Genomic DNA, 11,103 nt, shown 5'->3' with positions numbered 1-11,103 from the left:
GAGAAGAGCTTGAAGAGCTAACAAAGCGAATGCGGGATGCGAAGACATAAGGAGCAGAGGTAAAGAGCGAGAAGGTTATACAGTCAAAGGCTATATAAGCGGTCAAAGCCAATCAATAAACTAAGGAGCAGTATGACGTTGTTCGGGAGAATATTTGGAAGCCAGTCTTCCATTAGCAAAGGGTTAGATGCAATCACCAACACAGGAGATGCGATGTTTTTTACTGATGAAGAAAAGGCGAAGCACAAGCTAGCACTACTGAAAGCGTATGAACCTTTTAAATTGGTGCAACGCTACATTGTATTGTTGTTCACCATACCCTATGTCGCACTTCATGTGATGGTCATTGTTGGCTGCATGCACGGTTACGATTGGAAACCGTTGGGAGAAATGACCAATGAAGCGTTTGGTTATCCGGTGTTAGCTGCGATTGGATTGTATTTAACGGGAGGGGTGATTAAAAAGTAGATGCGGGATGCGAGTAAACGAGACACCGAAAGAGCAGATGCGGGTGACGAGTATCGAGATACGAAGAGATTAAGAGCAAATACGAGTAACGAGTAACGAGTAAACGGGATACGAAGAGATTAAGAGCAGATACGAGTAACGGGTAAACGGGATGCGAAGAGATTAAGAGCAAATACGAGTAACGGGTAAACGGGATGCGAAGAGATTAAGAGCAGATACGAGTAACGAAGAGATAAAAAGATGAAGAGCGGATTCGAGTGGTGTTTTTCATTCTCGCCACTCGTATCTGCCTTTTAGCTTTTCGTTTACCCGATTACTCGCATCTCGTTACCGCTCTTTATTTCTTATCGCTCGAATACGCGTAGTTGTAGTAACCGTAGCCGTATGAGCTTGATGCTTTCTTCTCGATGGCGTTGAAGATAACGCCTTTCACTTCGATGCCTGATTGTTCGAAGCGGTTACGAGCAACGTCGATCTCTTTAAGGGTGTTTTGACCGTAACGTGCCACCATTAGTGTTGTGCCAGCAAAAGCACCTACGATGCTCGGGTCGGTTACCGCTAATACTGGCGGAGTATCGACAATCACCAAATCATACTCTTTTGATGCCCACTCCATTAGCTCTGCAAAGCGTGGGTGCATCAGCAGTTCCGATGGGTTTGGTGGCACTTGGCCGCGAGTAAGAATGTCTAGGTTTTCTACTGGTGTTGCTTTTACGGATTGCGCAAACTCTTGTTTGTTGCTCAATACATCAGAAAGGCCGTTTTCCCATTTCACACCAAAGCTTTGCTGTAGGTAACCTTTGCGCATATCGGCATCAATGATCAGCACTTTCTGGCCTGTTTTAGCCGCTACTGCCGCAAAGTTAGTCGAGATGAAAGATTTACCAATGCCTGGCGCCGGGCCAGAGATCATCAAGACGTTGTTTTTGGCTTCAAGCATCGCAAAGTGCAAGCTGGTACGAAGGCCACGCAGCGCTTCCACCGAAAGGTCTGCTGGGTTAGATTCTGCCAGCAGTGCCTGCGCGCCTTTGGTCTGTATTTTCTTCGATTTAAAGCGGTTGGTTAGCTCAATTTGCAAATCTGATTTTGGTACAGCCGCATAAACGGGTAAACCAATTTGTTCAATTTGATCTGGACTTTCAACACCTCGGTGAAATGCCGCTTTCACTAATACAAACGCCACACTCAACATACCACCTAGCAAAGTCGCTAATACTACAATTAGTGGCTTCTTAGGTTTTACAGCGCGCTTATACGCTTGGGCGTCGTCTAGAATACGAACGTTACCTACAGTACCCGCTTTAATGATGCTTAGCTCTTGAACCTTGTTTAACAGCTGAATGTAGATTTGTTGGTTCACTTCTACATCGCGTGTCATACGCAGTACTTCACGCTGCGTTTTCGGTAACTTTTGAATCTGTTCGTTCAGGCGGTCTTTCTCACGTAGCAGCGTTTTACGCTTATCAAGCAGTGATTTATAAGCAGGGTGATCTTTGGTGAAGCGCTGGCTGATCTCGCTCTCTTTAAACGTCAGCTCATTCAATTGCGCTTCAAGCTCTACCATTACTTTTAGGGTCGATTGCGCTTCTAAGCCCAGGTCGATCGATTCGTTCTTCTGGCGATAGTTGTTTAGTGTGTCTTCATAGCCCGTCAGCTCAGATTTAATACCTGGCAGGTGGCTTTCTAAGAATGCTAGGCTCTTTTCTGCTTCCGCTGAATTGCGCTTCACATTTTGTAAGAAGTAGATCTGGCTAATGTGATTAAGGATCGCAGTGATCTGTTGCTTGTTTTCGCCTTCAAAGCTCAGCTTCAAAATGCCAGTTTGCTTACCTTGCTCAGACAGAGACAAGGATTTTTTCAACCATTCGATCGCTTCTAGTCGGCTTTGTTTAGCAATAGAGAATTCGAAACCGTTGTGAGATTCAAACCCAGCCACAAACAGGCTGTAGTCGTCAGCTGTTGCAAGCTCACCCACTTTACCTTGTAGGATAACGCGCTCATCATCACGCACCAGTTGGTAAGTGCCTTGTTCAGCATCAACAATCTGGATGGTGTGACCATAAGCACTTGCATAGCTTGGCAAGGTAAAGCGGCTTACCGCAATATGGTTGATGTCACCAGTTAAGCGTGCAAACCCTTTACCGACGATGGGAGCGTAAATGGGTGCCGTCACCGTGGTAAGGTTAAATTTATCTACCGTTTCACCTAAGATCATACGCGATTTGATGATCTCGACTTCGGTGGTGGCTGATGACTCTTGTGAGAATAGCTCGCCCATATCGCCAACCATAGAAGAGATGCCGCCAGAGCTTTTCTCTTCAATTTGAATCAGCGCATCGGCTTTGTAAATCGGTGTTGAAAGTAGCGCAAACGCAATACCAAGCACAGCAAAGATGAATGTGGTGAGCATGATTAGCCATTTAGCATCTAATAAGATACCAAGCAGTTTTCCTAAATCTATCTCATCAGAGTTATCTGTATGCGATTGCTGGGAGGGTTGTGTTGTCATTTGTTTGCTACTTCCTAAATTATTGCTATTCAAGAGGGTGAACGGCGCACCTCTTGTCTATGATTCTGTTATTGTTGCCTTTGTGACGGTTCGACGGTTCGACGCTTCGACGGTCAATGGCGTATACACGGATTAAACGCGAAGCCTCAAGCTACAGCTTTTTTGCCCACGCTTGCGCAGCTTCGTCTATCAACTGATAAGCGTATTCAAATGCTTCACGGCTTTGACGGTGCGGATCGGGAATGTCTTTCTGGCCAATCCACTGGCCGAACAGCATGGTTTTACCGCGAGCCTCTGGTGAGATCTGAGTGAGCGCTTCTAAGTGGCCCTTCTCCATCACCAAGATCAAGTCATATTGCGCACAAAGCTGAGGCGTCACTTGCTGCGCTTGATGGTTTTCCACATCTACGCCATTTTCTGCTGCGATTAAAATCGCGGTCTCATCGGCTGGCTTACCAAGTAAACGGCTCTTTTCGGCCGCGATTCCGGCAGAGGCTATCTCTTTGCCTGGAAGTAATTGTTGCAGAACGCGCTCTCCTGTTGGAGAGCGGCAAATGTTGCCCACGCACACTACTAAAATTTTATTAAACATAGCTGTCTCAAATTGTATTGGGCTTGTATCCCCAAGCGACTTTAATAGGCAGGATTCAAGGATCCCGAAGTGACCTGGGTATAAATATAAAAATCAGGCCGCATTCAACATGCGACCTGATTGCCATTCTCTCTTAGCCTACGGCCAAGTACGAATACGCTGTACACCTTCAGTCAAGTTATTGAATCCGTTGATGGTCGGTAGTAATTGACCAATCACACGGTTCCAGCGGCTGATCGGTGCTGCCGTTACGTAAACCACATCGTAAGGTTTTAAATCAAACTCGGTACCAATCACTAACGCCGACGCGTCTTCAATGTCTAGCTGATAGATGTCTGCCATACGCTCTGATTTATCATCAGAGGTACGAATCACAAACACACCCGTTGCATCTGCAGTCAGTTCGTTGATACCGCCAACATTGCTTAGCGCTTCCGTTAGGCTCATGCCCACGCGGTCGATCTTAAGAAGTTTAGGCTCTTTCACTTCACCCATTACGAAGACTTTTTGATTATCGTTACGCGGCACGTGAACAATGTCACCCGCTTGCAGCAAACGGTTTTGCGTTAAATCACCACGCTGCATTAAGCCATACAGCGATAGAGTCTCTTCTACACCGTTACGCGTTAATGACACATTACGCCAATCCGCATCTTCTGAAAGGCCACCAGAGCGGTTAACGGCATCAAGTAGCGTTAATGGAATATTGGTGATCGGCTGCTGGCCCGGTTTAGACACTTCGCCTGTGATGTAGGTTTTTTTAGAACGAAACGCCGCTACGTTAACATCGACTTGTGGGCTTTCGATGTATTTAGCCAAACGTGTCGCGATGTCAGCTCGAATTTCACGAACCGTTTTTCCTGCCACTTCTACAGTGCCGATATAAGGATAGAAGATGGTGCCATCAGCATGTACCCAGTTACCGGCTTCGGTACTACTGCGGTAAGAACCTGCAGGAATGGTCAACTCAGGGTGATCCCAAATCGTAATATTTAAGATGTCACCGACGCCCACTTTGTATTCATACTTTGCGATGTCTACGTCTAGCTCAGGGTTTGCTCTTGAAACCGACACTTCGCCCGTTTGGTAAGTAGAGACTGACTGTGCGGTAAGTGGGTAAACGTTCACCACTTCAGAAATATCAGACTCTTGCTGATCTTCAGAAGTCTGAATCACATTCTTGCCACCAGTAGATAGGTGACTACCTGGAGTCGTACACCCTGCAAGTAATACAGGAAGGAGCGCCAAAAGGAGACGATTTTTATTAATCTTCATGTTAACCAAGTTCTAGAAACGGAATGTGTTGTGATACCCCAAAGGACACCCATAAGGAATTAAACGAATCATTTTATCAGTTACGCTGCATTCAAAAGAGCAGAGGGCAACACTAACTGTGACCCTGCTTCCAATTAGCATCAAAAGAATGAACCCAAAAGACGCTACCGCCCCTTGGTACTCCGCGACACCACACTGCGTATAAAATGTATCCCCATCAATCTATGATTTATCTAGGGATTTTGAACTAAAACGTAGCAAATCGAGCGTTTACGTGACGTTTATTTAATCCGTATGCATTATCCACAAGATTGTGTTTATTATCAACCTAGTTGAATGGTTTTAAGGGGGGAAGAGCAGTAACGAGATGCGAGTAAACGGGACGCGAAAAGCATAAGAGCGCAAGAGCAGATGAGAGTGGCGGGATGCGAGATGCGAGATGCGAAAAGCATAAGAGCCTAAGAGCAGATGAGAGTAACGAGATACGAGATACGAGTACACGAAGAGCAAAATAGCAGATGCAGGATTCGAGTAAGCGAGATACGAAGAGCTAAAAGCAAGAGCAAGAGCAAAAGCAAAAAAAGAGCCAACACACTTAGTGTTGGCTCTTCACTTTCTATTTACGCTATTTAACGGCTTCCAAGTATTTTAGGTAAGCATTGCGTAAGCGCTGTCGGTTTTCATGGTAGTAACTCGCACCAATGCGGTTCCGGTTGAAGTACTGCCTTTCAATATTGTGTTGTAAGCCAGTATCGACACCTAAACCTGTGCTTAAATTATTATGGCTCTCACCAACACGAGTTTGCAACGCATAAACAAACTGGTCACTACCACGTAATTGAATATAGTCAGGGCTCATATCACGCCACAATGTTAAAGGAATCGCGATAGAGAGCGTCACAAAGTCTTCCGCTTCATTGCTGCCTTCGGCTTTTGTGGTTTGGTATGAAGCATCAACTCTTACGTCGCCCAACCAGTGGCTGGTAGTCACACGCACGCCTTCATCGCCTTTCCAGAATTGGCCGGCTTGTACTTTACCTTGCCAATTCCAGTCCGGTCTTGAGTAAGTGTAGTGGCCAATCATTGGCGTCGCATCGGCAATCGCATTCCCTCTTGAATCGTACTTATCTTGAGGAGAAAACGTCGCGAATTCTGTTCCTAAAATATGACGGCCGCTGTTACTCGCATACTGGGTTTCGTTCACGCCACCCAAAAAGTTTCCATAAACTTGTCCGAGTGAGAATTGAGTGGTGAGGTTATAAGGCAGTTGAAATGCTTGATGGAAAAGAACCCTGTCGACTTCATTTTCAAAAGCATTCTTACCCCAAATTTCGCCCTCTTCAAAGTCATCACTATTGGCTAACGGCATTAAGTGGCGAACATCCAAAGCCGCACCTTTCCAAAGTGGTGTGTACAAGTTAGTCGCCAGTGCTAATGAGTAATCAAACACACCATACTCTGTCGCGGTGTTGTGATATAGAGCCGGAGATACAATCACCTGTGTGCGGCCAAAACCAGAGCGGGTAACCTCTTCATCAAAGTTCGCTTTGGCGAAGCTCTTTTTCACATTAGATGTACGAACAAGAAGCGTTTTACAAGGCTCACCTGTTTTTACAAACTCACGGTAACAGGGTGCGCTGGTGATCACTTCCATCATCGGCATGTCGTTCACCAAGTTAAACAAGCGAATGTTTTGTTGCTGGTAGTCTTTAACGCCAAGCTCTTGAAGCATCTCTTCTCCTACATAAGAGGAGATTATACCCAGAGCCACACCCACGCCATCCACTGAGTTACGATTATAACGACGGTTTTCTAACGCGACGTTTAAACCAATATCGTCTGCAGAGATTCTCACGTTAAGGAAACCTTCATCGACCAGCGCTTTTTTAAGCTGAACCACGCCAGCGAATTTATGATGCGCTTGTTCTACTGCAATCTTATCTTCTAGGGTTAGCTCATTCACTCGACGAGATTCAGAGAAGCCCATTAGGGGGGTTGATGCCGCTACCGACCAAATATCGATATCGGCATTACCACTGGTATAAAACTGGTATTGAAACGATAACTGCGTATCCAGTGGTAAATAATGTTCTGGTGTGAACACCTTTAGGCCAGCATTAAATTGGTGGGAATCGTGCTCTGCAATCAGCTGAACAAAGTCCAGTGGCTGATACTCTAAACTAGCAAATGGCCCATTTAGAACACCATGACTAACTTCTGACTTGCCGTAACCCGCACTAAACCTTGCTGGTACAAAGTCAGGTTGGTAATCAGCAACCGCATAGTAAGTTTCAAAATTGCTGGCAGCACCACCTAAATCTTGAACACCGAGCGCCAGATCAAACCCTGTCCAATCTTTTACAAAAGGGAGCTGGTATTTAAACGATGCCGACAAGTCACGGATGCCGTTACCACAATTAGGATCATAGTTCGGAACATTAGTATAAAGGTGACAATCGTAGGTTTTAGTAACAATTCGCCCTGCGGCTTCAAAGCCTTCGAACAAGCCAACACTGAACAAAATGTTGTCTAGCTCGCTAGTTTTTCCTTTGTACGGTACACCTTGACCATAGAGATAAGAGATATCTCCGGTGTCCATCACTTGAGCATTGGGCACGATGATCGCGCCGGTATAGCTTTGGGACGACATTAAGTTATCAACAGCGTAGGCATTCGGGGCGATGACAAATACACTGAGGGATGCAATCAGCGCTGCGTTTTTAGAGTGACTGAGTATTTTCATTGGTATGCAATAGGTTCTAACAGTATTCGCAAGTGGCTATGTGAAATAGTAACTATGCTCAATAATGACAGTGCTAAATAATGAGTACTACTAAATAATGAGTATTACTAAATAGCGAGTTTGATAAGTAGCGACTGCGTTTGATTGTGATGATGTTGCTAGCAACAGCATGTAAAAAAGGCACCGACTGGTGCCTTTTTATTTCAATACTTAAATTAGCCGCCAGTACCGCCGCCGTTACTACCACCACCAGAGCCGTTAGTACCGCCGGTACCGCCTGTACCACCAGTGCCGCCGTTATCTCCATCAGGATCTGGAACCGGTTCAGATGGTTTTTCTGCTGAAGGTGGAATGGTTACGTCCGCATCAGGGTTCTCAATAACACCCTCAATGAACGATGGGTCTGCAGCAAGATCTAAGTAAATCTCACCGCCACCTGGTTTTTTAGGGTAATCAGGGTAGCTTTTGATCACTGCTTCGGTGATTTTAGCAGAAGCCTTAGAGATCTCAGCGGCTGATTTATCAGAGCTGACTACAAGCACATCAGACAGTACAGCCGTTGTCGCTGAAACTTGGCTCACTTCAGATGCAGGAAGCGTCTTAATCACTTCTTCCGTATTGCGTAACAGGTCAGCCACACTGCTCACACTGCCATTGTTCAGTAAATTGCCAAGACCAAGCGCAACAAGCACTTCACTACCCGTCGACTCATTGTAAGGTTGGCCATCTAGCTCTTTCTCAATCAGTGTTGAAAGCGGAGAAGCCGTCGCCGTTTTACCTAGTGTTGCCAAGCCTTTAGGGAACTTGTAGCTCACATTACTCATGTCTTTACCGTTAGATACATCAACGGCACCAGGCGTTTTATTGTAGGCAAACGCGCAAGTTTCCGGTGTATCAACAACCGTAGTCTCAGCTATTTTAGAAATACCTTTATAGCTTGTTGCTTCCAATAGGCCAGTTACACCGTTGTCACAGCTGAATGTGCCCTTCATACCCATAATTGCAGGGTCGTACGCCATCGTCTCATATGACGGAGCTGGAACACTGTTTGTGTTATCGCTACCACAACCACCTAGAATTGCGCCAACGACGGATAGAGCTAGAATTTTATATTTCACAATTTATCCCTGAAAATAATTAGAAAGAGTGAGACAAAGCAAGATTAAACGAGTCGATATTCACACCACCAATATCTTGATAGATTTGGTACTCTAGACCAACCTTCATCGCTGATGTAATCGAGTATTCAGAGCCAAAAGCAATCGTTGGAGTAACGCCAGAATCGTCAGACTCAACACCTGGGCCGTTTGCTTTCCAGTCATAAACTGCAAAACCACCTTTTGCGTATAACGCTAGGCTATCCGTTACATTGCCAGACGCTTTTAAAACAACATCAAAGCTGCTTGCTTCGTAGCTACCGCCGGCAATATCTTTAAGGTTATACTCGCCAAGGTAGTTATAACCACCTTCGATCGCTAGTGTGTCTACGATATGGTAACCAACAAATAAGCCGTAAGACGTATCTGAATCATCGATAGCCGTGCGGCTTTCGACTAATGGTGCAAAGTTATCGGCAGTTACATTACCGACTTTAGCGCCTACGTATAAGTTTTCAGCTCCGACAGCTGATGCTGATAGCAACAACAACGGTGAAACCTTAGCTAACCACTGCATTTTCATATAATTATATCTTCCATATTTCAAACTGAACTGAGGCTGATTTTCCTAGCAAATCTGAGCTATAGGCAAATCATATCGATACAAACGAGGGACATATCAGTACACCTCACTTGTTCATGTATCGTGACACTTTTACTGCACGGTTTTCCTTCACGAAAGTGATTGGGTTAAACACCGAACATCAACTAAGCAAGATATTTCGAAAGCGATATGAAAAAACACCACAAGCAAGAGAGGTAAAGCTACCCTCAAACCTCTTACTTATTAGATATCTCAAAATAAAGCACTCAGCTTAAACAACTAATTGAACAACATGATAGTTAATAACCACATTCAAGTAAATGGGTAAATCATAAACAATACCTTATAAAGCATCATATTAGAGGGGCTGCAGCACACAAACCTGTAAAAGTTGGAACAGGCCTCATATATGGTGAGCCTTAAGCATCGCTATTTACACTCGATCACCAGCCCCTTTACCTAATACCGTTTGAATGATGTATTGAAAGTAAAGTTTGGTAGTTAAAGTCTTGAGCATACGTTGATCCCACTCCGCCAACAGCTTGGGTGTCGACATATCGATATCATTGATTTGAGCCAACCCCGTAACACCGGGCCTTACCGCCAGCACGCCTCGCGATTCTCTCTCATTGATGAGTTCTTGCTGGTTGAACAAGCATGGTCGCGGGCCAACCAAACTCATTTCTCCTTTCAGAACGTTGTATAGCTGTGGTAGTTCATCCAACTTAGTCTTGCGTAAGAACCCACCCAGTTTAGTCACCGAGCTAGCCCCCACCAAGTGAGTTGCCACTGATTGTGTTTCTACCGGCATAGTGCGGAATTTCACTAAAGTAAATGGCTTTTTGTTACGCCCTACTCGAGTTTGAAAAAAGACTGGAGAGCCGGTGTCAAAGTAACCAAGAATACAAATGACCACAAAAACAGGCCAAAGGAACAGCAGGCCGAACAATGCAAAAAAGAAATCTAATAAACGAATCAAAATGGATGCCTTAAACTCTGATAAACGAATATTGTGAATGCCGTAACTGACATTCGTTGATAAAGAGTACCTGACTCAATTACTTATATGAATGGTAGAAGTTAGCTGAAACACATCAGTGTGACTTCAAGTATGCTTCTACGGTTTTACTGATCCCGTCTTCGAAAGTCACCGGAGGGATCCAGCCCAAGATCTCTTTTGCATGGCGAGTTTCCACTTGAAGGTTTCCACATACTCTTTGCGCTACATGCTGCTTTCGCAATACAGACGCACCTGCTCTTATCCAAGGCATTGGAATCGGTAAAAGCCTCGGTGATTTGTCCATTGAAAGCGCAATAGCTCTTATTAATTGACTAGTCGAAACATCCTGGTTATCAGAAGCCAAGAAGGTATGCCCTGGTGCAGAGGGGTGCTCACAACAAGTTAATATTAAACTTGATAAGTTATCTACATATACCAAGCTTCTTTTGTTATGAATAGCGCCAAATGGAAGTGGGATGGCCTTTTCAACCATACGCATCATTGATAAGAAATTTGCTTTCACACCTGGCCCATAAACCAATGGGGGCCTAACAATAACGACTTCTAAGCCTGTTTCTTTTGAGAGCTTCGTTAGCTCAACTTCCGCTTCATACTTACTCAAACCGTAAGGGTCTTTTGGGATGTTATCTAGGTTAGGTAAAAAAGCTGAACCAGGTTCGGTAAACTCACCGTTAACTTTAATAGAACTGACGAACACAAACCGTTTAACGCCGGCTTCAGCAGCTTGCTTCGCTAGGTTCAAAGTGCCAAGGGTGTTGATATCTCGATAGGCAGCCAAAGCATCTTGCTCACTT

The 11,103-nt window shown here is 44.9% G+C and carries 9 protein-coding genes; 1 reads left to right on the top strand and 8 read right to left on the bottom strand.

All coding sequences use genetic code 11. The annotated features are described in order from the left end of the window. Window positions 1-132 precede the first annotated feature (132 nt). Window positions 133-468, top strand: coding sequence for a hypothetical protein (locus BCT81_RS12980; RefSeq protein WP_102424685.1), 336 nt, complete (start codon window positions 133-135; stop codon window positions 466-468). Between the two features lie 337 nt (window positions 469-805). Here the strand turns inward: BCT81_RS12980 and BCT81_RS12975 are convergent, their stop codons facing one another. From BCT81_RS12975 to BCT81_RS12945, 8 genes are all read right to left on the bottom strand, one after another. Then, on the bottom strand, window positions 806-2,977 hold the full coding sequence (locus tag BCT81_RS12975; protein ID WP_102424684.1) for a polysaccharide biosynthesis tyrosine autokinase: 2,172 nt from the start codon (window positions 2,975-2,977) through the stop codon (window positions 806-808). A 151-nt stretch (window positions 2,978-3,128) separates the two neighbouring features. After that, window positions 3,129-3,569 carry a low molecular weight protein-tyrosine-phosphatase gene (locus BCT81_RS12970; RefSeq protein ID WP_102424683.1) on the bottom strand — a complete coding sequence of 147 codons (441 nt, stop codon included), beginning with the start codon at window positions 3,567-3,569 and terminating at the stop codon, window positions 3,129-3,131. Between the two features lie 138 nt (window positions 3,570-3,707). Beyond that, window positions 3,708-4,844, bottom strand: coding sequence for a polysaccharide export protein (locus BCT81_RS12965; protein ID WP_102424682.1), 1,137 nt, complete (start codon window positions 4,842-4,844; stop codon window positions 3,708-3,710). Window positions 4,845-5,469: 625 nt separating this feature from the next. Further along, window positions 5,470-7,587 (bottom strand): YjbH domain-containing protein, encoded by a 2,118-nt coding sequence (locus BCT81_RS12960; protein ID WP_102424681.1) that lies wholly within the window; start codon window positions 7,585-7,587, stop codon window positions 5,470-5,472. A 215-nt stretch (window positions 7,588-7,802) separates the two neighbouring features. Next, window positions 7,803-8,705 carry a serine/threonine protein kinase gene (locus BCT81_RS29020; RefSeq protein WP_133152617.1) on the bottom strand — a complete coding sequence of 301 codons (903 nt, stop codon included), beginning with the start codon at window positions 8,703-8,705 and terminating at the stop codon, window positions 7,803-7,805. Window positions 8,706-8,724: 19 nt separating this feature from the next. Further along, on the bottom strand, window positions 8,725-9,267 hold the full coding sequence (locus BCT81_RS12955; RefSeq protein ID WP_102424680.1) for an outer membrane beta-barrel protein: 543 nt from the start codon (window positions 9,265-9,267) through the stop codon (window positions 8,725-8,727). A gap of 454 nt (window positions 9,268-9,721) precedes the next feature. Beyond that, entirely contained in the window at window positions 9,722-10,270 is a 549-nt protein-coding gene (locus BCT81_RS12950; RefSeq protein ID WP_102424679.1) for a sugar transferase, read from the bottom strand. Window positions 10,271-10,382: 112 nt separating this feature from the next. After that, a partial coding sequence (locus BCT81_RS12945) for an NAD-dependent epimerase/dehydratase family protein (RefSeq protein ID WP_102424678.1) occupies window positions 10,383-11,103 on the bottom strand: 721 nt, incomplete at its 5' end.

This window comes from Vibrio sp. 10N.261.52.A1, from assembly GCF_002876325.1.
Taxonomy (GTDB): Bacteria; Pseudomonadota; Gammaproteobacteria; order Enterobacterales; family Vibrionaceae; genus Vibrio; species Vibrio chagasii.
The sequence above is the reverse complement of the archived record's forward strand: the minus strand, read 5'-3'. Positions and strand labels throughout refer to the sequence as shown.

Bases quoted from the DNA above. Each gene is read 5' to 3' on its own strand.
- BCT81_RS12980 (WP_102424685.1), top strand. From the start codon at position 133: ATGACGTTGTTCGGGAGAATATTTGGAAGCCAGTCTTCCATTAGCAAA.
- BCT81_RS12975 (WP_102424684.1), bottom strand. From the start codon at position 2,977: ATGACAACACAACCCTCCCAGCAATCGCATACAGATAACTCTGATGAG.
- BCT81_RS12970 (WP_102424683.1), bottom strand. From the start codon at position 3,569: ATGTTTAATAAAATTTTAGTAGTGTGCGTGGGCAACATTTGCCGCTCT.
- BCT81_RS12965 (WP_102424682.1), bottom strand. From the start codon at position 4,844: ATGAAGATTAATAAAAATCGTCTCCTTTTGGCGCTCCTTCCTGTATTA.
- BCT81_RS12960 (WP_102424681.1), bottom strand. From the start codon at position 7,587: ATGAAAATACTCAGTCACTCTAAAAACGCAGCGCTGATTGCATCCCTC.
- BCT81_RS12955 (WP_102424680.1), bottom strand. From the start codon at position 9,267: ATGAAAATGCAGTGGTTAGCTAAGGTTTCACCGTTGTTGTTGCTATCA.